We start from the raw sequence: 21432 nt of genomic DNA, 5'->3' as shown, positions 1-21432 counted from the left end.
GGCAGGGATGATCCATGCAGGCGGTTCCCGTGAGGAACCGCCCTGAAGCTTCATGAATCGAGACGATGTGTCAAATAAATTTGACGTCTTTCTGCATCATTCGATTCATGCCGTCGGTGAGGTTCAACGCGCGTGTTTCGGCGCGTCCTTGTGCGTATCGTGCGTCTTTTGCGGTTGGCGGACGGCGTCCTTCGCGTCCTCGGTGCCTTGCTTCGCGGGCGCGGCGTCGTCGTGGTGCGCGTCCTTCGATTTGCTCTTCTTGCTCTCGTTGTGATCGGTGGTGTGTACCTTGACCATGGTGATGCTCCAGTGCAGGTTGGATCGGTGGACGAAACGCGGTGCGGGCCGGCCGGATGGGGCCGGACGCCTTCGCGTGAAACGGTCGATCGCCGCGTTGATCTCGCGGCCTCGACTTCGGTGCCCGTTACAGCAGCAGGCCGGGCGGATCGTTCGATATCGCCTGCTCGGTTGCCGTCCAATACGGGCGACGGTGGTAATGCGCATGAATTTTCAGGCCCCATTCCAGATCGGTCATCGACGGCCAAGCGGATTTTTCGAATACGGGTGCGTCCTTCACGCTGTCGGCCGTGACGCCGAGCCGGAAGCATGCGTCATCGGTATCGAGCGTGAGCGCACTCCACGGAATCGCGCGAAGGCTGTCGCCGATACCGAGAAAGCCCCCGCTGGACAGCACCGCGTAGGCAACGCGCCCACTGCGCACGTCCAGCATGATTTCGGCGATCTTGCCGACCTCCTCGTTGTCGGACGAGATCACCTTGTCGCCGCGCAGCGTGTCGGCCGCCATGATGTCGGGGCCCGGCCCGTCGCCTTCACCACGGCCGACGATGCCGGCGCCGTCCGGTGTGGCCGATGCGGGCCGGTTCGGATCGATGGTCGTCATGATGCTCTCCTGAATTTATTGAAAAGGATGCCGAAACGATTTTCCGGACGGCATTTCGGTAGTCATGCGGGCCGCATGACGGGCGCAGCGCGAACTGACGAGGGGACGGGTCAGGGACACGCCGGCGTGGGCTCGGGGCGGCGTGGCCTGCCGGCACGTTGGCTGTTTCGACGGGTGAGTCGCATGCAGGCTCGGTACGACTGTGCGCGCGCCCGATCGTCGAATCGGTACGGCATCGTACGAATTCGGCGGGTTGATGGAAGCGCTTTCAGGGCCGCGCGATCCGCCCGTGGGTGCGTCGGCACGGCCATGCACGACGTGCGACGTCGCGCGTATGCCGTCACACGCTCATGCCGCGGTCTTGAGCGAGGGTGCGCCGTCGGTGCTCGGGTGCGAACGGTTCGCCTGCGCGAGTTGCGCGACGGGATTCAGGGCGTCGATCATCGAGCTGGGAATCAGGATCGTGGCGCCGCGTTCCTTGGTGGTCTCGTAGATGATGTTCATCGCCCGCAACTGCAACGCACCCGGATGGTCTGCGTACACCTGCGCCGCCTCGACGAACTTGCCGGCGATTTCCGCCTCCGCCGAGCCGAGAATGACCCGCGCCTGTTTTTCGCGCTCCGCCTGCGCCTGGCGCGACATCGAATCCTGGAGGGCAACGGGAATCGCCACGTCACGCGTCTCGACCGAACGCACGGTGACGCCCCAATCGGCCGTCTTGCGGCCGATTTCCTGGCACAGATGCGCGTCGGCGGTCTTGCGATCCGACAGCAGGGTCGCCAGCATCGACGAGCCGATCATCTCCCGCAACGAGGTTTGCGCGACGCGATCGATGGCCTGCCGGTAGTCGGTGATCGCGAGCGCGGCCTTTTGCGCGTCGTGAACATGCCAGAAGATGATCGCGTCGACATTGACCGGCACGGTGTCGCGGGTCAGGGCCTGCTCGGCGTTGAACGCGGTGGTCTGGATCCGCTCGTCGATGACGGCGACCACGGTGTCGAGGATCGGCACGATCATGAAGAAGCCGGCGCCCTTGACGCCTTGCAGCTTGCCGAGGCGCAGGATGACGAATTTTTCCCAGGTATTGGCCACTCGCACCGATGCCATCACGAGGGTCGCGACGACCAACAGCCCGATGCCGAGCGCGATGGCGCCCAGCATGCCGGCGAGCAGCGCGGCGAGGAGGGGCAGGAATGCAAGAACCAATCTGACGGGACTCACGATCACCCTCCATTCCGGTAACGGCTGCGATTGCCGGGCACGATGGTGCAGATCGTTTCGCAGAGGTCCTGAGTGCCGCGGCGAACCGCGGCACTCGTTCGAATTCTGCTTCCGATGGCACGGAAAATCCGTACGCTGTCATACCGAAACATGCCGAATCATGCCGCATGTGCATCGTGCGAACGTCGATACCGCCATCGATGCGCAGCACGGTTCGATGGGCGGATCGAGGCCTTGAATCGACTTGGCTGAGCGATCCGGTTTTGTTCTTGCTTATCGGTGGCGAAGCGCGCAGGCTGGCCCGGTCTGTTCGACGTATCAGGGGCCCGCGCCGCCCGAATCCATTCGCGCAAATCGTTGCTCAATCAGGAGCGGATCATGACGATTCCCACCATCGATTACCGAGGCCACGAGCTTCGCGCCTATGCCCAATCCCTGTTTCCGCCGCTGGGCGACCCGTATTTGCCCGGGGCCAGGCGATTCGGTTCGGTCGTGCGGATCGATACGATTCCGTCCACGTCGGCACCGGCCATGCGGTACAGGACGATCTTCGCGAACGGTGAGCCGCCTACCGAGGCGCTGGCGCTCGACGGCGCAATCCAGTTCGGCAAGGACATCGTCGACGGCAAGATCACGGCCGTTCCGATCGGACCGACCTGATTTGCGCGGTTGCGTGGCCCGGAAACCGGGCGCCGTTCGTTTTTATGTCGGGGAGATGTGCGGCCGGCGCTCGTGCGTTGGCCGATCCGGAGCGGGCTTGCCGCTCATGAAATCAAATATCGATTCTGCGGACCGCCGACATATTGCCGCTGTGCGATCTCGAGCACCGTATCGCGAAACGCGTCGAACGCAACCAGCATCGCGTGCTCGTCGGAGCCCATATCGGGTTGCAGGCTTCTGAGTACGGCGTCGTCCACCATGAAGCTGATTTCACGCGAATTGTCGTAGCCCCAGAAACACACGCAATGCCGGGAGGCATCGTAGCTGCGGCTCGGATTGGGGAATTGAAGCACCGTGGTCGGCTTTCTGAAATAACGATTCATGGCGATATCGAAGCCTCGCGTTGTCATGCCTGACGTTGAAACAGCGCCGCTCGACCGGGACTTCGATCGGGCGGCGCCTTCGCGATTGCGATATCACTGACGCTTCGCGGCCTCCTTCTTCAGCTTCTTCGCATCCTTCTTTTCCTTCGGTGTCTTGACTGCGACTTTCTTTTCCGATTTTCGGGCGTCTTGGGCTTTGCTCATTACTGCCTCCTTCCGTAAAACATTCATAAAGTGCGCCGTGGATGCATCGCAAGGCGCTTGCGATCGAAACGGTGCGGCGACGTGGTCGCGTCTGGAATCGTCGTTGTTGAGTATAGGCACGTTTCGTGCGGCAGCCGCGCCAATTTTTTTTCGGCCGCTGTGGATCGCGCCGCAGCCGACCAGCGGCGGCGCGTATGCGATCCCGCTGGCGGTGCGTTACACGCGCACCACCGGCACCGTGGCGGCCGTGCAGGGCGCGGCCACCGATCTTCGCGCGGTCACTTGCGGAAAGGTCCGTCCATCCGCGTGATACCCAAGCCGCCGCGAACGCGGAAATGCCGACAGTCCGCTTTACCGTCAGTTTGAATCGACCGCGATTGGCACAGGTTGCGCCATCGCGCTTTCTCTGCACCTGATGGCTGCGTCAATGCTCGACCACAGTGTGTCGAGCGCCGCCAAGGCACCCTCCACCCCGTGCTGCCGGCACTGCATTTCCATGTCGCCGCACGCATCGGCGATGGCCGGCTCGCGTGCCATCGCCCAGGCGCCTCGCAGGGCGTGCAGGATGTCGAGCAGCCGTGCCGGGTTGCCGGCGGTGATCGCACGACGCGCGTCATCGAAATTATCGAGGGTCGTTCGCCAAAGCACTTCGAAATGGTATTCGCCGAGTGCCCCGTCGCTCAAGGCTGGCATTTCATGCACCGTCCGCGGAAGACGCAGGTTGCGTCGCACCGCCGCGTCGATCATGGCCAGCGTCGCGGGCTTGTGCAGCACGTCCGACATCCCGCATTCGCGGCAGTTATGTGCATCGGTATCCGACGTGTTCGCGGTATAGGCGATCACCGGCACCCCGGGATCGATGTCGGTGAGGCACTGCGCCAGCGCGAAGCCGTCCATGCCGGCCATGCTCAGATCGGTCAGCACCACGTCGTAATCGTGTTCGATGAATGCGCGTATCGCGTCGCGCGCATTGCTGACCACGTCCGCGTCGTATCCCAGTTCGGCGAGCTGGTCGGCGATGAGCGCGCGGTTCAGTTCCTGATCATCGACCGCGAGCACGCGGATCTCGACTTGTCGCTGGTGCGCGTCGAACGGTATGTCCGGCGGGCCGGCGCAGATGTCGACAACCGGCGCGGCGAGCGTGGCCGGAAGCGGCAACTGCACGATGAAGCGGCTTCCCACCGAGGGCTGGCTCGACACATCGATCGTGCCGTCCATCAACTCCGCCAGCTTGCGACACAGCGTGAGGCCGAGCCCCGTGCCGCCAAACCGCCGCGAGATGGACTCGTCGGCCTGGGCGAACGAATCGAAGATGCGGGCCTGCTGCTCCGGCGTCATGCCGATACCGGTGTCCTCCACGACGATATGGACGGTGCCGGCGTCGGACACACCGTGTGACATGTCCACGCGAATTCGCACATGGCCGCGCTCGGTGAACTTGATCGCGTTCGATACGAGATTCACGAGAATCTGCCTTACCCTCAGGGCATCGCCCATGCATGCCGAATCGACGGCGGCGCCGATCTCGACCTCGAGCGCGATACCCTTGCTCGCCGCGAGCGGCGCAAACAGTCGGGATACCTGATGGACCAGGCGCGCCGGGCTGAACGCAATCGATTCGAGCTGCATCCGGCCCGATTCGATCTTCGAGACGTCGAGAATGTCGCTGACGACGTCGAGCAGATGCTGGGCAGAGGTTTCCACCACGGCGAGGCGCCCGGCGTCGTCGAGCGATGGCCAATGGCGGCGCAGCAGTTCGAGATGCCCGAGCATCGCATTGAGCGGCGTGCGCAACTCGTGGCTCACGGCGGCCACGAACATGGTCTTGGCGGTGTTCGCTTCCTCGGCCAGCCGCCGTGCTTCGGTGGCGGCGTACTCAGCGAGCTTGCGCACCGTGATGTCGGACAGGATGCAGAGAATCGCATCTTCGCCGTGCACGCGCGCGGTCACGATGCTGGCGAGCAGGTTGCGGGTCGTGCCGTTCTCGGTCACCACGTTGAGGTCGAGATTCAGCGGCACGACGATTTTGTCGCTGCCGAAGGTGGCGCAATGCGTGCGATAGGCATCGAGCAAGGGCTGCGTGATGCGCCGGCCGCCGCCGTGGGCGGCGTGGCGGTACGCATGCATCGGCTCGTTCTCGAAGATCACCTCGCGGCGCGCGATCGAGATCAGGCCGATCCCGACCGGCGCCGTGGAGAGGATCGACCGGTTCAGGTGCTCGCTTTCGTACACGCGCTGCGAGCGGCGGTACACGGGGCGGAACACCTTGTGGTTGAACACCAGCAGCAGGGTCCACAGCAGCGCCAGCAGGCTCGCGACGCCGCCTGTCCAGACGACGAGCTTGGGCGCGAGCGCCGCGGCCATGGTGCGCCACGACCAGATGTAATTGAGCGTCCAGTCCGTGCCGGGGATTCGATCGCTGATCGAGAACACGCCACTGCGATAAGCGTCGGCGACACGATTGCGCTTGCGCGGTCGCGCAGCGCCCACCTTCAGCGCCCGGATGGCAAGCGCGGTGTCGGCGCGCGACGGATCGCCCTCGGAATGCAACACGACATCGCCCTGTCGGTCGAGCACCAGGAATTCGCCCGGTGCGGGCGACTGGCGCAGCATCGCGCGAAGGCGCTCGATCGACACCTGGCGAACGAAGATCGCGAACACCTCGCCCTCGTAGTGCGCGGGCTGGCTCAGATGGAGCACATGGCCTGCGCCGAACGGGTTCGGCAGCGGCGAGGACCAATAAGTGGGCAGTACGCCGGACACGGCATCGTCGATCGAGTTCGCTTCGAAGGTCGATGCGCGCGGCACCAGGCGCTCGATCACGTCGGCCACGCTGTGCTGGCCGGGCTCACCGAGCACGTCATCGGAGAGCCGCGCGGGCGCCATCGACACGAAGGTGCGGTCGGGGTTGTAGAAGATGCCGATTCCGGGCCGCCCCACCTGCCGCTCGGCCGCGCCGAATACGTTGCCCATCTCGGCGGTCAGGCCCAGATAGTAAGCATAGGAATCCTGATCGGGCGCTGGGTCGCGCCTGTCGAGCTGGGCGAGCGCGAGTTGCGCGGTGGCGTCGCGATGCTTTTGCACGACCCGGCGGCCTTTCGACTGGGCGAACTCGGCAAGCTCATGTTTGCCGGCACGGCGATGCTCGCTCCAAAGCAGCTCGGCGGCCGCCACGGTGCGCGAAAACAGCGCCTGCTCGGTTTCCATTTCCATGCGAAGCAGCGAGCGGTTGACCAGGAACGCGTTGTGTTGGCCCGCGAGATAGTCGTGCACGCTGGCCTCGATACCGAGCGCGTAGGCGGCAACCATCAGCATCGACAGCACGATGCCGCCGCCATACAGCATCACGCGCTGGTAGCGCTTGAGCAGCAGGAGGTCCGGAGCCGGCGGGTCCGAACGCGTGGTGGGCGCGTTCGGCCGCCCGTGTGGATATGCCATGTGGATCGTCCTCGGCCGTTTGCGTCATGCAAACCGCGCGCATGGCGCGTGGCCGAAAACCGGATGGCGCGCCGTGGGTCAGTCGTCCGGGCTCGCTTCCGGGGCCTGGCCGGCCAGCAGGTGTTGCCAGCGGCAGATCAGTTCCCGCCTGCTTGAGGGCGAAGCGAACACGAACTCGTTGAGCTTGCAGTGGAAAAACGTCTGATCGCTCTCGTTCAGCGCCGCGTAGGCGAGCAGCACGCTGAGGGCAGGGGTCGTCGCGGGTTTGTTCATCGATGAAGTTCCGGCGCGTGGCTTGCGGCGAGACCCGGCATGGCGTCGCGCGAATGCGGTCAGATTGCGGTGCCCGGTGAAGCAGTGTCGGCACCCTGAGCATCATTGTGGGATGGGATGCGACGCGGCGAAATCTGACCGGGTACGAGATGGCATGGGACCCGTACGAAATTCTGCCGACGGCGAGGCAGGCCTCGATCGCCGCTGGGAGGGGCAGGCCGAGCCGTGTGCATTTAGGATTCGTCCTGCTACTATTTAGGCCGAGTCCGAGATTCACCGGCCCGAATTCACCCAAGTACTATGGGTCGGTACCGGTGGCGGCCTTACAGTGGAACGTGCAGGGGTTCCCTGCGTATTCCCGGCGGGCACCCAGTGCCGCCATGCATCGGTTGCCCACCGCACAGGACGCTTTCACATGGACGATTTCGCCATCCGGGTCGTGCTCGCCGACGATCATCCCCCGATCATCGTCGGCTTGCTTCACACGCTGAAGAAGCATCGCACCATCGACGTCGTCGCCACCGCTGGCAATTCCACCGAACTGATCGATGCGCTGGGCAAGCAGCCGTGCGACGTGCTGGTGTCCGATTACGCGATGCCCGGCAGCGATTACAGCGACGGCATCACGTTGTTCTCGTTCCTGAAGCGGCGCTATCCGGCCACGCGCATCGTGGTGCTGACCATGATCGACAACCCGGGCGTGATCCGGTCGCTGCTCAAGCTCGGCATCAACTGCATCCTGAGCAAATCCGACACCACGGATCACCTGCTGGCCGCCATTCACGGGGCGTATGCGGATGGCCGATATTTTTCGCCGACCATCGCCAAGGTGGTCTGGCAACTCGAGGCGGATTCGCACGGCCACAGCGACCGCGCGCTCACCACGCGTGAGTCCGACGTGATCCGGCTGTTCGTGTCGGGCATGACGGTCAACCAGATCGCCGCGCAACTCAAGCGCAGCAAGCAAACCATCAGCGCGCAGAAAAATAGCGCGATGCGCAAGCTCGGCGTGGAAACCGATACCGACTTGATCAAATATTCGATCGGCGCGGCGCTGGCCGCCAGGCCGGCCGATTCTGCGGCCGACACGCCGGCCGACACGACCCCTCAAGAGCCGGACGGCAGCGCGCGTTGAGCCGGGCCGCGCCGCGCCAGCACGGTGCGCGCGGCCGACTCGAAGCGCCTGATCCGGGCCAGGATGTCGACGGGGCTCCCCGCCACGGCGCGCACGGCATCTTCCATGTCCGCACACAGCCCGGCCGGCTCGGCTTCGTGAATCATCGCGAACGCGCCGCGCAGCGCGTGCAGATGCGCGAGCAGCGCGGGGTGGTCGCCGTCGGCCGCGGCGGTGTGCAACGCCTGCAGGCCGCTGTCGAGCGAGCGCGTCAGCGTCTTGTGCACCGCGTAGCGGCCCCTGCGCGATGTCGTCTTCGGGGGCGTGCGTGGCCGCCAAGGGCTCGCGGCCGAGCAGCCGGCGAATCGTGCCGCCAATCTCGTCGAGCAGCGCGGGCTTGACCAGGATCGCATCGATGCCGGCCGCCCGGCAGCGCCGATGCTCCGCGTCCCCTGCATGCGCCGTGATGGCGACGATCGGCACGGTCGCGCCGCACTGGCGCAACGCCTGCGCGAGCGTGTAGCCGTCCATGCCCGGCATGTTCAGGTCGGTCATGATCAGGTCGAAATCGCGCGGCTTGGCGAGGAAGCGCGCCAGCGCCGCGCTGCCGTTGCCGGCCAGCTCGCAGCGATGGCCGAGCGTGGCGAGCTGCGCCTCGAACAGCAACTGATTGGCGGGGGTGTCCTCCACCACCAGGATGCGGGCGGCGGTGGCCGTGTCCGGCACCGCTGCGTGTGGAGCGGGATTCGCGCCGGCCGCTGCCGCTTCAGCCCGATCTCCCGCTTGATCGGGCGCCAACGGCAAGCTCACCGCGAACGTGCTGCCATCGTCCGGCCGGCTGCGCACCTCGATCGTGCCGCCCATCATCTCCGTCAGCCGCTTGCACAGCGCGAGGCCGAGCCCGGTGCCGCCGTAGCGGCGCGCGATGCTCGCATCGGCCTGCGTAAACGGCCGGAACAGCGCCGCCTGTTGTTCCGGCGTCATGCCGATGCCCGAATCGGTCACGCTGACGACGATCGGCGAATCGACGCGCGTATCGTCCTCCCTGAATAGTTCGATCATGACGTCGCCGGCATCGGTGAACTTGATCGCATTGCTGAGCAGGTTGGAGACGATCTGGCGCAATCGCGTGGGGTCGCCGAGGTAATGGCGCGGCAGATCCGGCTCGATCACGCATTCGAATTGCAGCCCTTTTTGCCGCGCGACCGCCGAGAAGATGGCGGCACTTTGCCGGACGACATCGGCCGGATCGAAGCGGATCGCCTCGATGCCCAGTTGCCCCGATTCGATCTTCGAGAAGTCGAGCAAGTCGTTGATGATATCGAGCAGCGTGCGCGACGAGGACACCACCGCGTGCAACTGCCCGCTCTGCGCGGCCGTCATCGTCGAGCGGCCCATCAGCTCCAGGTTGCCGAGGATCGCGTGGAGCGGGGTGCGGATCTCGTGGCTCATCATCGACAGGAACGACGACTTGGCCTGGTTCGCCGCGTCGGCCGCGCGCCGTGCCGCTTCGAGCGTGTGTTCGAGCGACTTGTGGGCGGTGATGTCGGAGAAGTTGCAGAGCAGGGCGTCGGCGCCCCGGTACTTGGTGGCGACGAGGCCCACTTCCAGCTGGCGGACGCTGTCGTCGGCGAGCCGCAACGGCAGTTCAAGCCCCATGTGCGCTGCCGGCTCGGCCCCCGCCGCGTGAAAACGGTCGTACAACTGTTCGCGCAGCGGCGCTTCTCCCGCCGCCGTGCGCGCCGCGTAGTCGCGCATCACCGCGTTTTCCAGCAGCACCGCGCCGTTGTCCATCGACAGCAGGGCGAGACCGAACGGCGTGGTGGAAATGATGGTGCGATTGAGCTGCTCGCTTTCGAAGATGCGTTGCGCGCTCAGGTGGCCCGGCCTGAAGATCCGCCGGTCGAGCAGCAGCAGCACCGTCCACACCAGGCCGATCGTCAGCAGCAGGGCGGCGAGGCAGCCGGCCAGCTTCGGCCACAGCTCCGCCAGCACGGTGCGCCACGAAAACGCGTAGATGAACGTCCAGCCCAGCGGCTGCACGCCGGCGCGGATCACGAACAGGCCGTCCCGGAAGTGCGTGGCGATCGGGGCCTCGGCATGCGAGCCGGCCGCGAGCCGACGCATCAGCGCCAGGCGTTGCGCCTCGTGGTCGGCAGCCTTGCCCGAGGCGGCGAACACCGTGCCCCGCGCATCCAGCACGAGCGAGTTCGCATCGTGGCGATCGGTCGGCAGGATCGATTGCAGCACGCGCACGGGCAGATTGCTCGCGAACACGATCACCGGCTTGCCGTCGACATAGGCGGGCTTCGCGATGCGGATCACCGGCTCGCCGATGAACGGGCCTGGCGTGGGCGGGAGCCACACCGGCGCGGCGGGGCCGCCGAGCGCATCGCGCACGGTGGCGCTGGCCAGATCGCCGAGATCGGGCGCAAGGCGCGCCAGCAGGGCGTGCACGCTGCCCGCGCCGCTGGCGGCGACCGGATCGCCGCCGGGTGGTGCGGGCAGGATTGCCATGAAGCTGCGGTCCGGGCTGTAGCAGTAGAAATAGCCGATCCGCGCGTAGCCACGCTCCTGCGCGTAGGCGCCGAGCCGGTAGCTGAATTCCTGCGCCATCGCGAGGTAGGGGGAAAACGAAGCGGCCGGTTGCGGCGAAGCGATATCGCCGAGCAGCAGCATCGGCGGGAAATGCGGATTGCCGCGCACCGTCGCGCGGCCGCCCTGGGCCGCGAAGCTGGCGACCAGCGAGGCGGGCGGCGCCTGACGGTCGAGCCAGACCGCTTCCTCGTGCTGGATTCCGGCTCGAAACGCCGTGTTCGTTTCGTTGACCTTGAGTTGCAGGCTCGTCTGCCGTATCACGAAATCGGCGTAGCGATCGGCGATGTAGCCTTTCACGAGCGCCGTCATCACGGCCGCCGCGATCGCCGCCAGCACCAGCGAAACGATCACGCCGCCACCGTACAGCAGCACGCGCTGATAGCGATTCAGCACGCCCGGCTTGCCGGCCGACGCCTCGGCGGCGGACAGGGCGTCCGTGAGTCGGCGATGCCTGCCTTCATGGTCTTGCATTGCCATGAACCGCCCCTGCGGGGTGAATCGAGATCGCCAATCATAAGCGAATTCGCCGGGTGAATTCGACGTGGCGTCGGGTGGCGAGCGGGGCGATCGGGCCGCCGGGATCAGGCGGCCGGGATCAGGCGGCCGGGTTGCGATCGCTGTCGCGGGCGCCGACCCGCTGCACGAATGATTGACACGGCTCGCCGCGCAGCGGCTGGTCGAAGAAGCGTCGCAGTGGCAACGACGCTTCGGTGTGGAAGTGGTCGGGATGATCGAGACGCAACTGCTTGACGGTGTCGTCGATCCGCGCCCGGCCCGCATTTGATGCGGCGATCAGTTGCTTCTGCTCGTTCTTGCTGAATGTCATCGCAATTCCTCTCCCGGCAAGATGTGCCCGGCTGCGCTGCTGCCGGACCGCAAAACAGCAGTCTGGCGGTCGGTGGCTCGCCAGGCTATGGGACAGGGACGAAAAAAAGCCGGGCATTCAGCCCGGCCAAACGACCCCGCTACAACTTCCGGAACGAACCACGGGGTCGGTCCTGCTCTCTCTGTTCGTCGTTGTTGTCGTCAGAACAGGTCAGGAAGCCTTACCAGCGGTAGCCCACACCGGCGCCCGCGCCCACCGAGCCACGCGTGTTGGTGGTCAGCGAACCCTTGACCATCCACTTTTGCGTGGCGGTCGACAGGCCGAGCGCCATCGCCGACTGGCCGCCGTACGTGCCGCCCGCGATCGACACCACGCGTTCGCCCGGCAGCACCGCCTGCGGCAAATTCGCCATCGCCATCGCCATCGCCGAGGCGGAGCCGGCGGCCGCGTCCTTGCGGTAGCCGTCCACGTCCGAACGCAGCTGGCCGACCTGCTGGTTCGTGTAGGCGTTGGCGCGCTGCACGCCGTTGTCGACAGCCGAGTTCAACTGGCCGACGTTCGCCGCGTCCGTGTCCGCCACACCGGCCGCGACGTTGGTGATGCGCTGGCCCGCACCGTCGACGGGGCCGCCGTTACCCGCATCCCGGCCGGTATTGCCCGAATAGCCCGTGCTCGCAAGCGCATCGACCCGCGAGGTCAGCTCGAACAGTTGGCCGCCGTTCACGGCGTCGGTGCTGTTCGCGGCGATACGGCCTGCCGCGACGTTCGTGAGCGCCACCGTCTGGGCCGCGCCGATCCCGCCGAGCGTGACCATGCCGCGGTTCGAGCCGGCGTCGTACACGAGTGCGTCGAGCGTCGAGCCGTTGCCGTCCACCAGGCCGGCCTGCTTCAGTTGCGCGACGTTCACCGCGTCGGTGTCGGCGGTGCCGGCCGCGACGTTGGTGATCTGGCGTTCGGCGCCCGCCGCGCCCACCGAGACGGTGTTGGCGCGATTGGCGACGCTGCCCTGGCCGAGTGCGACGGCGTTCGTGGCGCCGGCTTGCACTTGCGCGCGGAAGCCGACGGCGGTGCCGTTGAGTTCCGATACCGAGCTGTTGCTGCCGATAGCCGTGGATTGAAGCATCAGCGCGTGGGAACCGGCTCCCAGCGCCGATCCCGATTCGCCTGCTTGCGCCTGGAAGCCGACCGCGGTCGCCGGTCTCGTGGGGGTACTCGAGGTGGCCGTCGATTGCGAGCCGAGCGCCGTGTCGCCCGTCCAGTTGGCAGCCGCTTTGTATCCCATCGCAATCGCGGACTGCCCGTTGGCCGATGCGCCGTTGCCGATGGCGGTGGTCAGGGACGAATTGGTCGTTGCGCCCGCGCCGATGGCGATCGCGTTGTAGCTGTTGGCGGCCGACTTGACGCCGATGGCGATCGAGCTGGAGCCGTTGGTCTGGGCGCTGTTGCCCATCGCGACCGAATCGTAATTACTGGTGACCGCGTTCACACCGAGCGATACGGAGCCGGTGCTGCCTGCCAGCGCGCTATTGCCGATTGCCACTGAATCGGAGTGTGCGGTCGATGCCTTGACGCCGATTGCGACCGAGCCGCTGCTGGCTGTGCTGGCCGCGTGACCGAGCGTCACCGAATCGGACGAGGCGCTCACGGCGTCTTCCCCAATCGATACCGAGCTATGTCCGAGCGTCTTCGCATTGGTGCCGACCGCCACCGAATCGTAGCTGCCGCTGTTGGCATTGAGGCCCAGCGCGATCGCTCCGCCGCCACCGTTCGACAGCGAGCCCTGGCCGATGGCGATGTTGCCCGCGCTGCCCGATGCCGCCACCGCGTTGTTGCCCAGTGCGACAGCCCCGGCACCCGAGGCGCTGGCACCCGCGCCGATCGCGCTGGCGCCTGCCGATGCGGCGATGGCGCCGTGGCCGAGGGCGGTCGAGTCGGCGCCATTCGCGGCGGCCGACGCGCCGGCTGCCACCGCGTTCGCGCCCTTGGCCGTGGCGGAATCGTCGACGGTGGCCGAGCCCTTCGCCACGAAGTAGTCGCTGGTCGAAGCGGCATGGGCTGCGTTCACGCCGCCAAACATGGCGCCGACGAGGAAGGTGGTGGTGACTGCGCGTTGGATCAGTGAGGTTTTCATGGTTCGCTCCAGTAGGTTTTAACCGATGAGTTCACTTTACAAAGTGCTGACCATCGGCGATATCTGACCGGTTTCGAACCGCATAGGACGAGTACTAAAACCGGAAAACGCCGGCGCGACGGCGATGCGGACACCGGTGGTCGAGTCAATCCCGTACCGGTTGAATGGCGGGCGAAAGAGGTGGTCGATGCACTTGCCGGGGCGCGAAAATCCATACCGGGGCACGCGTCGCGGGGCCGCTGTGGAGGCTTCGACGCCATGTATCGGTATGTCGGTATCGAGGACAAGCGCGCGGCAAGGGATATCGCGTTTTCGTTGGCCGTTCCGCATTGCGTATGGTAAGTTTGCGGTCGTTCTACACGTGCATCACGGGAGAGACCGCTTGCTCAAGCGGCGCCGACGGAGCAACCGCCCCGGAAACTCTCAGGCAAAAGGACCGTGATGCGGGAACACTCTGGAGAGCGGCGCCTTGCGCGCCCACCGAAGGGGAGCCGCGCCGCGATGTCATGCGGGAGGTGGCGAAACTCTCAGGTAAACGGACAGATGGGGCAATCGCGCCGGCGGCACGGGTTGCCGGCATTGCTCAACACTGTCTGGACCATCACATGTCACGAATCGCCATCATTGGCGCCGGCATTACCGGCGTCACGACCGCCTATGCGCTTTCGCAACGCGGCCACAGCGTCACCGTCTTCGAACGGCACCGCTATGCCGCAATGGAAACCTCCTTCGCCAACGGCGGCCAGCTCTCGGCCAGCAATGCGGAAGTCTGGAACAGCCGCGCCACGGTACTGAAGGGGTTGCGCTGGATGTTCACGCGCGACGCGCCGCTGCTCCTGAACCCGCGCCCGAGTGCGCACAAGTACGGCTGGATTGCCGAATTCCTCGGGAAGATCCCGCGCTACGAAGCGAACACGATCGAGACCGTGCGGCTGGCGATCGCCGCCCGTGCCCATCTGTTCGAGATTGCGGAGCGCGAGGGCATCGAGTTCGATCACGAGCGGCGCGGTATTTTGCACTTCTATGCAACGCGCAAGGAGCACGACGCGGCCACGCGCGTGAACACCTTGCTGCGTGCAGGCGGGCTGGACCGACGAGCGGTGACGCCGGAGGAAATGCGCGCGATCGAGCCGGCGCTTCAGGGCAGTTTCCACGGCGGATTCTTTACGGAGTCCGATTCAACCGGCGACATTCACAAATTTACCCGGGGGCTGTCGTCGGCCTGCGAGCGTCGCGGCGTGCAATTTCATTACGACACGGCGGTCGGCGGCATCGAGTCGATCGCGGGCGGCCGGATCTCGATCGCCTCCGGACAGCAACAGGAGGTTTTCGATCGTGTCGTCATCTGCGCCGGGGTCGGCAGTAAGCAGTTCGCCGCGATGGTGGGCGACCACGTGAACGTCTATCCGGTCAAAGGGTATTCGATCACCGTGCAACTGGACGATGCACCGAGCCGCGACGGCGCGCCCTGGGTCAGCCTGCTCGACGATCGCGCGAAGATCGTGACCAGCCGTCTGGGCGCGGATCGTTTCCGGGTTGCCGGCACGGCGGAATTCAATGGCGCGAACCGGGACATTCGCGCGGATCGGATCGAGCCTTTGGTCGATTGGGTGCGCCGCTACTTTCCCGCCGTCTCGACGTCTCGCGTGGTGCCGTGGGCGGGCTTGCGGCCGATGTTGCCGAGCATGCTGCCGCGAGTGGGGCGTGGCAAGCGCCCGGGCGTCTTCTACAACACCGGACATGGGCATCTCGGCTGGACCTTGTCGGCGGCAACGGCGGAGGCCGTGACGTCGGTGATCGGCGAGGGTTGAATTCGCGGCATTGACCGACTGCCCGGATGCGGTCCGAACCTCGCCGCGACGAGATGAGCGAATTCGCACAGAGATTGAGCGAAACCGTGGCGATCATGCCGATATTTGATGACAGAATGGCTCACGTTCCCTGGACATCGACGATACCCGCCATGATCGCTTCACCGTTCGACACCGCGCTGCGTTGCGCTCGCGCATCACGCTGCCCGCAGCCGATCGTTGCCACGCTCGAATCGCCCATGCCGTGGCCGACGCGCTCGCTGTCGGATGTCCCATGAATGCCGACCTGTCGGCAGAGAGCGAGGCAGCCGACCGCCTCGCCGAGGCAATCCGGTTCGGAGCGGGTTCACGCAGCGTACTGTCCAGGCCCGAGGTGGGCGCGGCAGGGCATATCGTGCAACGCTCCGATCTGACCTCGCGTCGGATCGTGGTCGGTCAGGCAACGCTGATTCTCGTCGAGGAAGGCACCAAGCGGATTCGCTGGCGCGGCGGCGAGTGCGTCGCGAACCCCGGAGCGGCGTTCACGCTGCAGGCCGGTGAACGCGTCGACATCTCCAACACGCCCGGCCGAAGCGGCCTCTACCGTGCGCTCTGGATCAGCTGGAGTGCGGCGCTGCTCGCGATGCCCGAGCCGGTCAGGCGCCGGCCGAGCCCGCGCGTGGCCGTGCATGCGGGCTTGGGCGACGCGTTTCGCGCATCGTTCTATCGCGCCTTCAATGGCTTGCAACCGGCCGAAGGCCTGCCGCCGGCGATCGCGGCGAGCCGTTTGCGGGAAGTGCTGCTGTGGCTTGCCGAACGCGGTTTTCATTTTTCGTCCCTGGCGTCGGCGTCGGCGTCGTTCGGCGAGCAGGTTCGCACGCTGCTTGCCGCGGATCTGTCGATGGCGTGGTCGATGGAACGCGTCGCCGACGAAATCGCAACCAGCGTGCCGACACTGCGAAGAAAGCTGGCGGCGGAAGACACATCGTTTCGCCAGCTTCAGCAGGATGTCCGCATGTCGCATGCGCTGGCGTTGCTTCAGAACACCGATGTGCCTGTGCTCGAGATCGCCCTGGCCACCGGTTATGCCTCCGCATCGCGCTTCTCCGCCCGCTTCCGTGAGCGGTTCGGCTATCTGCCCACCGACGTTCGCGGACAACGCCGTGGGCGCTCGGCGTCGTTCGGCCGCCATCTCGGCGCGCCGGACGGCGTCTAGCCACCGCATCGCTCGTCGCCGTCTCGCTCGCTACATTTCATACCGAGGAACACATGCCATGCTGAAAATTCATCATCTGGGTCATTCGCAATCCGAACGGATCATCTGGCTCTGCGAAGAGCTGGACCTTCCCTTCGAACTCGAAAAGTATCAACGGGACGCCGTCACACGCCTGTCGCCACCTGAATTGAAGGCGCTGCATCCTCTCGGCGCCGCGCCGCTGGTCGAGGTCGACGGCGCGTGGCTGGCCGAATCGGCCGCGATCGTCGATTTCATCCTCGCGCGATACAGGCATGGGCGGCTGCAGTTCGATTCGTCCCATCCGGCGTTCGCGTCCTATCTCTACTGGTTTCATTTTGCCAACGGCAACCTGCAGCCGGTCATGCTTCGATCGATGACCGTGGAGCGCTGCGGATTGCCGGCCGATCATCCGGTGTTGACGTCGACCCGGGGGCGGCTCGACAAGGTGCTGCGCCTGATCGACGACCGGTTGGCGCACAGCGCCTATCTCGCCGGCGACACGTTCACGGCGGCGGACATCATGAACGTGTTTTCGCTGACGACGATGCGCCTGTTTCATCCGGTCGATCTCGCGCCGTACCCCGGGATACTGGCTTACCTCCAACGTATCGGCGCGCGGCCCGCTTATCGTCGGGCGATGGAAAAGGGCGATCCGGACCTGACGCCGTTGCTGACCTGAGCGCGCGCAACGTAGCGGCGCATCGCCACCTGATACCCCTGCTCGAATCGCGGCCATTGTTGCGCCGCCGACCGACTTCCCGGCCCCCTGCTACGATCCCCGTCGAGACGGCACACGAGGCGCCCGGCGCCCCGGTCGGCCCTCGCTTCTCCCCCATCCCGACGGCACACATTGGAGACATCCCCATGGATCTCGGTATCAAAGGACGCACCGCGCTGATCACCGGCGCATCGAAAGGCATCGGCCTGGCCAGCGCGATCGCGCTCGCCCGGGAAGGGTGTGCGGTGCATCTGGTGTCGTCGAACCCCGAGGTGCTCGAACCGGCCCGGCGCGAAGTCGAGGCGGCCGGCGAAGTGACGGTGCGCGCGAGCGCGGTCGATCTGTCCGACCCGGTTGCGCGTCGCGAGCTGCTGGCGGACGCGGGCACGATCGACATCCTGGTCAACAACGCCGGCGCGATTCCGGGCGGCGGGCTGGAGGCGATCGACGAAGCCGCGTGGCGGGCCAGTTGGGAGCTGAAGCTGTTCGGCTATATGGATTTCGCACGGCTGGTGCTGCCGGCGATGATGGAGCGCGGCAGCGGCGTGATCGTCAACGTGATCGGCGCGGCCGGCGTGACGCCGCGCTACGACTACATTCTCGGCTCGACGGCAAACGCCGCGCTGGTGGCGTTTACGCAAGCGGTGGGCGCGCATGCGACGCGGCGCGGCGTGCGCATGGTCGGCATCAACCCGGGGCCGTGCGCGACGCAGCGGCTCGAAAAGCTCTATCGCAGCCGCGCCGAAACGCAGCTCGGCGACGCCTCGCGCTGGCGCGAGCTGCTCGACGGGCTGCCGTTCGGCCGGCCGTCGGAGCCCGAGGAGATGGCCGATCTGGTCAGCTTCCTCGCGTCGGATCGTGCGTCCTACCTGAGCGGCGTGGTGATCGACGCCGACGGCGGCGCGAAGTACCGCTGAGGTACCGCCGGCCCCGCGCGCGGGCCGGCCTGAGCGCGTGGCCCGCGCCGGGCGCGCTCAGGCGGTGCGCCGCCGCTGCGCCGCCGGCAGGATTCCCAGCAGGAAAATCGCCGCGCCGCCGATGCAGCACAGCGCCATCTGCGTGCTCATGACAAGCGCGGGCGATTCGGGAAAACGCGTCAGCAGCACGCCCTCGATATAGCTGGCGCAGGCACCCATCCCCGTCATCAAGGCGTTCATCAGCGCGGAAGCCGTGCCGGCGAACTGCGCGGCACGTTCCATCGCGCCTTGCTGCGCGATCGGCGTGAGGATGCCGAGGCAGGTGGTGTTCAGCGACAGCAGCAGCGTCAGCACGGTCACGTCGAGCCGATGGCCGGCGGACAGCGACAGCATCGTCAGCGGCGATGCCACCGATACCGCCAGCGTGGCGGCCAGCACCCACTCGCCGGGCACGCCGTGCTTGCCGAGCCGCGCGCTGATGAACGAGCCGAGCATCAGGCACAGCGCCATCACGGCGAACAGCAGGCCATACAGCGTGGTCGACACATGCAGCACGTCGATGAACACGTACAGCGAGCCGGTGATGTACGAGAAGTGGCTGGAGAACGTCAGCGCGATGATCAGCGCGTATGACAGGCTGGTCTTGTCGGTCAGGAACTGCCGGTAGTCGGCCAGCACCGAGCGGCGCGCGGGCGCGGCGTCGGACGGCGTCAGGCCGTGCAGGCCGCCGAGCTTCGCGCTGTGGCCGTCGGCGCGCGCGAGCTTCGCATGCGACGATTCCGGCAGCTCGCGCGCCACGATCAGCAGCATCAGGAAGCCGCCGAGCGCCATGAAGCCGTAGATCCACCGCCAGTTGCCGAACATCAGCAGCAGGTTGCCGAGCGTGGGTGCGGTGGTCGGCCCGATGATCCGCACCACGGCGGCGTAGGACAGCAACTGGCGCGCTTCGTCGCCGCTGCGCTGATCGCGGATCACCGTGATCGCCAGCACCGAGGCCGCGCCGGCGCCGGTGCCCTGCAACAGCCGGCACACCAGCAGCATGTCGAACGAGGTCGACAGCGTGGCCAGCACGCTCGCGAACGTGTACACCACGCAGGCGAACAGCAGCACCGGGCGGCGCCCCATCCGGTCGGACAGCGGCCCGTAGATCAGCGGCGACACCGAGAAGCTGAAAAAGAAGAAGCTCAGGGTTTGCGACACGCGCTCGATCGGCATCGAGAACATGGTTGCGATGCTGGCGAAGCCGGGCAGGCCGAGGTCGATCGACAGAGCGGGGAAGATCGTCAGGATTCCGCAGATGATGACGAGTCGAAGCGAAGCGATATGAGGCGGAAGACGGGACATCGGTGATCGGCGTGGAGTGGAGCGGCGGCACGGGTAAGCCGGGCCATCACTGTACGCGACGAAAATTAATTTCCTAAGATGTTTCGCCCGTCTTTACCTGGCAAAGCTTCCATTTTCCTTTCGTATTCCTGCCTTTTCTCGTGAAACCCGCTGTGCGTCGCGCCTGAATTCAGTAGCCGACAGCCTAGAACAATCCCGCAGATCCCCATCCAGCATGCGTTTGCGCCCATTCGCGCGAGGCAGCGCCGTGCCTCGTCATTTCGTCGTGCTTGATCATTTGGATGTTATGGGTAATCTAACGCAACTTGGATGTCGATAGACATCCAAAATGAGGCCGGCCGCCGGGTGGGGTTACGCGGCGCCGACATCGCCCGGTTCGTTCGCATGCGCACGATGCCGGGCGCAACGCTTTCCAGGGTGAAGCAGTGGATACGAAGACAAGACTGGACGAAGACGGCGCGCACGTGGACGGCGGCCGCAATGGCGGGCCGAAGCGGCGCGCGCGGGCCGTGGCGATCGCGGTCGCGATCGTGGTGATCGGCGGCGGGTTGTGGTTCCATCATGCGCAGCAGGGCGGCGCGGGTACGGCCGCCGCCGCGCCGATGGGGCCGCACGACGTGACGGTCAGCCGGCCGCTGGTGCGCGATCTCGATACGCGGCTCGGTTTCCTCGGCCAATTCTCGGCGGTCGATCAGGTGGAGCTGCGCGCGCAGGTGGGCGGCACGCTGACGGGCATCCACTTCCGCGACGGCGCGGTGGTCCACAAGGGCGACCTGCTGTTTACGATCGATTCGGTTCCCTACGAAATCCGCTACACGCAGGCCAAGGCGCAGCAGCAGACGGCGGCCGCGCGGCTGGTGCTGGCCAAGCAGGAACTGGCGCGCGCGCAGCAATTGCAGAGCGCCGAAGCCGGCACCCAGCAGAACACCGAGCAGCGCACTTCCGAGCTGCACGCCGCGCAGGCCACGCTCGACGACGCCGACGCGCAGGTGCGCGACGCGCGCTTCGACCTCGACCACTGCCGCATCGTCGCGCCGTTTACCGGCCGCATCGGCCGGCACCAGGTGTCGGTCGGCAACCTGATCGCCGGCAGCCGCTATGCGGCCAGCCCGACCACGCTGCTCACCACGATCGTCTCGCTCGATCCGATCTACCTCGATTTCGACATGAGCGAGTCGGACTACGAAGCGTTCCAGCGCTATCGCGGCAACGTCGCCGGCCTGCCGGCCGACCGCGTGGAGCTGGCCTCGGGCGGCTCGACGAACTACGACCGCCAGGGCACGCTCGATTTCGTCGACAACGTGCTCGACCGCTCCAGCGGCACGCTCCACGCACGCGCCACGGTGCCGAACGCCGACGGCCGCTTCACGCCCGGCGAGTTCTCGCGCGTGCGGGTGGCCGTCACGCATCCGGCGCCCACGCTGCTGGTGCCCGACGCGTCGGTGCTGCCGAACCAGTCCGAGCACATCGTGCTGACGGTGGCGGCGGACGGCACGGTGGTGCCCAAGCAGGTCGAGCCGGGCGAGGTGCGCGGCGGCCTGCGCGTGATCCGCTCGGGCCTGACCGACAGCGATCGCGTGATCATCGACGGCCTGCCGTTCGCGGCGCCCGGCTCGAAGGTGAAGCCGCACGACGGCACCATCAGCTACGCGGCCCAGCCGCAATAAGGGGGCGACG

At 66.2% G+C, this 21432-nt stretch carries 19 protein-coding genes, 1 pseudogene and 1 riboswitch; of the genes and pseudogenes, 9 read left to right on the top strand and 11 right to left on the bottom strand.

From position 1 onward, the window contains the following. Window positions 1-123: 123 nt before the first annotated feature. The 3 genes from AB4850_RS25530 to AB4850_RS25520 all read right to left on the bottom strand — a co-directional run bounded on the left by AB4850_RS25530 (window position 124) and on the right by AB4850_RS25520 (window position 2122). Window positions 124-297, bottom strand: a complete 174-nt coding sequence (locus tag AB4850_RS25530) for a hypothetical protein (RefSeq protein ID WP_414442262.1) — start codon at window positions 295-297, stop codon at window positions 124-126. A 127-nt stretch (window positions 298-424) separates the two neighbouring features. Further along, entirely contained in the window at window positions 425-901 is a 477-nt protein-coding gene (locus tag AB4850_RS25525) for a PRC-barrel domain-containing protein (RefSeq protein WP_414442261.1), read from the bottom strand. A 348-nt stretch (window positions 902-1249) separates the two neighbouring features. Beyond that, on the bottom strand, window positions 1250-2122 hold the full coding sequence (locus tag AB4850_RS25520; protein WP_414442260.1) for a slipin family protein: 873 nt from the start codon (window positions 2120-2122) through the stop codon (window positions 1250-1252). A gap of 378 nt (window positions 2123-2500) precedes the next feature. Between AB4850_RS25520 and AB4850_RS25515 the strand changes: the two genes are divergently transcribed. Further along, complete coding sequence (locus AB4850_RS25515; RefSeq protein ID WP_414445610.1) at window positions 2501-2782, top strand: hypothetical protein; 282 nt, start codon at window positions 2501-2503, stop codon at window positions 2780-2782. Window positions 2783-2886: 104 nt separating this feature from the next. Here the strand turns inward: AB4850_RS25515 and AB4850_RS25510 are convergent, their stop codons facing one another. Next, window positions 2887-3165 (bottom strand): DUF1488 domain-containing protein, encoded by a 279-nt coding sequence (locus tag AB4850_RS25510; RefSeq protein WP_414442259.1) that lies wholly within the window; start codon window positions 3163-3165, stop codon window positions 2887-2889. 241 nt (window positions 3166-3406) lie between these two features. Here AB4850_RS25510 and AB4850_RS25505 point away from each other — a divergent pair, with 241 nt between their 5' ends. Continuing rightward, window positions 3407-3679 carry a hypothetical protein gene (locus AB4850_RS25505; RefSeq protein WP_414442258.1) on the top strand — a complete coding sequence of 91 codons (273 nt, stop codon included), beginning with the start codon at window positions 3407-3409 and terminating at the stop codon, window positions 3677-3679. A gap of 47 nt (window positions 3680-3726) precedes the next feature. Here AB4850_RS25505 and AB4850_RS25500 read toward each other — a convergent pair whose 3' ends face one another. Both AB4850_RS25500 and AB4850_RS25495 read right to left on the bottom strand, forming a co-directional pair. Beyond that, window positions 3727-6807 carry an ATP-binding protein gene (locus tag AB4850_RS25500; RefSeq protein WP_414442257.1) on the bottom strand — a complete coding sequence of 1027 codons (3081 nt, stop codon included), beginning with the start codon at window positions 6805-6807 and terminating at the stop codon, window positions 3727-3729. A gap of 78 nt (window positions 6808-6885) precedes the next feature. Further along, the gene (locus AB4850_RS25495; RefSeq protein ID WP_414442256.1) at window positions 6886-7080 is read right to left on the bottom strand and encodes a hypothetical protein; all 195 of its coding nucleotides are present in this window, start codon (window positions 7078-7080) and stop codon (window positions 6886-6888) included. A 415-nt stretch (window positions 7081-7495) separates the two neighbouring features. Between AB4850_RS25495 and AB4850_RS25490 the strand changes: the two genes are divergently transcribed. Continuing rightward, entirely contained in the window at window positions 7496-8215 is a 720-nt protein-coding gene (locus tag AB4850_RS25490; protein ID WP_414445609.1) for a response regulator, read from the top strand. Here the strand turns inward: AB4850_RS25490 and AB4850_RS25485 are convergent. From AB4850_RS25485 to AB4850_RS25470, 4 genes and pseudogenes are all read right to left on the bottom strand, one after another. After that, window positions 8188-8607: an Hpt domain-containing protein gene (locus AB4850_RS25485; protein ID WP_414445608.1), complete on the bottom strand. Its 420-nt coding sequence runs from the start codon at window positions 8605-8607 to the stop codon at window positions 8188-8190. The genes AB4850_RS25490 and AB4850_RS25485 overlap by 28 nt on opposite strands. After that, window positions 8582-9853, bottom strand: a pseudogene (locus AB4850_RS25480) (ATP-binding protein); the annotation flags it as partial. The gene AB4850_RS25485 and the pseudogene AB4850_RS25480, both read right to left, overlap by 26 nt. Window positions 9854-11387: 1534 nt before the next feature. After that, window positions 11388-11618 carry a hypothetical protein gene (locus tag AB4850_RS25475; protein WP_414442255.1) on the bottom strand — a complete coding sequence of 77 codons (231 nt, stop codon included), beginning with the start codon at window positions 11616-11618 and terminating at the stop codon, window positions 11388-11390. A gap of 220 nt (window positions 11619-11838) precedes the next feature. After that, window positions 11839-13749, bottom strand: a complete 1911-nt coding sequence (locus tag AB4850_RS25470) for a YadA-like family protein (RefSeq protein WP_414442254.1) — start codon at window positions 13747-13749, stop codon at window positions 11839-11841. Window positions 13750-14108: 359 nt separating this feature from the next. Next, window positions 14109-14198: riboswitch (glycine riboswitch) on the top strand. Between the two features lie 156 nt (window positions 14199-14354). On the opposite strand from AB4850_RS25470, the gene AB4850_RS25465 reads away from it, so the two are divergent. The 5 genes from AB4850_RS25465 to AB4850_RS25445 all read left to right on the top strand — a co-directional run bounded on the left by AB4850_RS25465 (window position 14355) and on the right by AB4850_RS25445 (window position 18411). Next, window positions 14355-15560 carry a D-amino acid dehydrogenase gene (locus tag AB4850_RS25465; RefSeq protein WP_414442253.1) on the top strand — a complete coding sequence of 402 codons (1206 nt, stop codon included), beginning with the start codon at window positions 14355-14357 and terminating at the stop codon, window positions 15558-15560. Window positions 15561-15613: 53 nt separating this feature from the next. Beyond that, window positions 15614-15838, top strand: a complete 225-nt coding sequence (locus AB4850_RS25460) for a hypothetical protein (RefSeq protein ID WP_414442252.1) — start codon at window positions 15614-15616, stop codon at window positions 15836-15838. Further along, entirely contained in the window at window positions 15835-16755 is a 921-nt protein-coding gene (locus tag AB4850_RS25455) for a helix-turn-helix transcriptional regulator (RefSeq protein WP_414442251.1), read from the top strand. The genes AB4850_RS25460 and AB4850_RS25455 overlap by 4 nt, the downstream gene beginning before the upstream one ends. Next, a complete protein-coding gene (locus tag AB4850_RS25450) occupies window positions 16703-17455 on the top strand; it encodes a glutathione S-transferase family protein (protein WP_414442250.1) in 753 nt (250 codons plus the stop codon). Before AB4850_RS25455 ends, AB4850_RS25450 begins: the two co-directional genes overlap by 53 nt. 185 nt (window positions 17456-17640) lie before the next feature. Continuing rightward, complete coding sequence (locus tag AB4850_RS25445; protein WP_414442249.1) at window positions 17641-18411, top strand: SDR family oxidoreductase; 771 nt, start codon at window positions 17641-17643, stop codon at window positions 18409-18411. A gap of 57 nt (window positions 18412-18468) precedes the next feature. Here AB4850_RS25445 and AB4850_RS25440 read toward each other — a convergent pair whose 3' ends face one another. Beyond that, window positions 18469-19755, bottom strand: a complete 1287-nt coding sequence (locus AB4850_RS25440; RefSeq protein ID WP_414442248.1) for an MFS transporter — start codon at window positions 19753-19755, stop codon at window positions 18469-18471. A gap of 425 nt (window positions 19756-20180) precedes the next feature. Here AB4850_RS25440 and AB4850_RS25435 point away from each other — a divergent pair, with 425 nt between their 5' ends. After that, window positions 20181-21422 (top strand): efflux RND transporter periplasmic adaptor subunit, encoded by a 1242-nt coding sequence (locus AB4850_RS25435; RefSeq protein ID WP_414442247.1) that lies wholly within the window; start codon window positions 20181-20183, stop codon window positions 21420-21422. Window positions 21423-21432: the final 10 nt, after the last annotated feature.

This window comes from Burkholderia sp. 22PA0106 (assembly GCF_047497155.1).
In the GTDB taxonomy this organism is placed as follows: Bacteria; Pseudomonadota; Gammaproteobacteria; order Burkholderiales; family Burkholderiaceae; genus Burkholderia.
This window is presented reverse-complemented; position numbering and strand designations above follow the sequence as displayed.

Bases quoted from the DNA above. Each gene is read 5' to 3' on its own strand.
- AB4850_RS25530 (WP_414442262.1), bottom strand. From the start codon at position 297: ATGGTCAAGGTACACACCACCGATCACAACGAGAGCAAGAAGAGCAAA.
- AB4850_RS25525 (WP_414442261.1), bottom strand. From the start codon at position 901: ATGACGACCATCGATCCGAACCGGCCCGCATCGGCCACACCGGACGGC.
- AB4850_RS25515 (WP_414445610.1), top strand. From the start codon at position 2,501: ATGACGATTCCCACCATCGATTACCGAGGCCACGAGCTTCGCGCCTAT.
- AB4850_RS25510 (WP_414442259.1), bottom strand. From the start codon at position 3,165: ATGAATCGTTATTTCAGAAAGCCGACCACGGTGCTTCAATTCCCCAAT.
- AB4850_RS25500 (WP_414442257.1), bottom strand. From the start codon at position 6,807: ATGGCATATCCACACGGGCGGCCGAACGCGCCCACCACGCGTTCGGAC.
- AB4850_RS25495 (WP_414442256.1), bottom strand. From the start codon at position 7,080: ATGAACAAACCCGCGACGACCCCTGCCCTCAGCGTGCTGCTCGCCTAC.
- AB4850_RS25490 (WP_414445609.1), top strand. From the start codon at position 7,496: ATGGACGATTTCGCCATCCGGGTCGTGCTCGCCGACGATCATCCCCCG.
- AB4850_RS25485 (WP_414445608.1), bottom strand. From the start codon at position 8,607: ATGCGATCCTGGTCAAGCCCGCGCTGCTCGACGAGATTGGCGGCACGA.
- AB4850_RS25475 (WP_414442255.1), bottom strand. From the start codon at position 11,618: ATGACATTCAGCAAGAACGAGCAGAAGCAACTGATCGCCGCATCAAAT.
- AB4850_RS25470 (WP_414442254.1), bottom strand. From the start codon at position 13,749: ATGAAAACCTCACTGATCCAACGCGCAGTCACCACCACCTTCCTCGTC.
- AB4850_RS25465 (WP_414442253.1), top strand. From the start codon at position 14,355: ATGTCACGAATCGCCATCATTGGCGCCGGCATTACCGGCGTCACGACC.
- AB4850_RS25460 (WP_414442252.1), top strand. From the start codon at position 15,614: ATGAGCGAATTCGCACAGAGATTGAGCGAAACCGTGGCGATCATGCCG.
- AB4850_RS25455 (WP_414442251.1), top strand. From the start codon at position 15,835: ATGAATGCCGACCTGTCGGCAGAGAGCGAGGCAGCCGACCGCCTCGCC.
- AB4850_RS25445 (WP_414442249.1), top strand. From the start codon at position 17,641: ATGGATCTCGGTATCAAAGGACGCACCGCGCTGATCACCGGCGCATCG.
- AB4850_RS25440 (WP_414442248.1), bottom strand. From the start codon at position 19,755: ATGTCCCGTCTTCCGCCTCATATCGCTTCGCTTCGACTCGTCATCATC.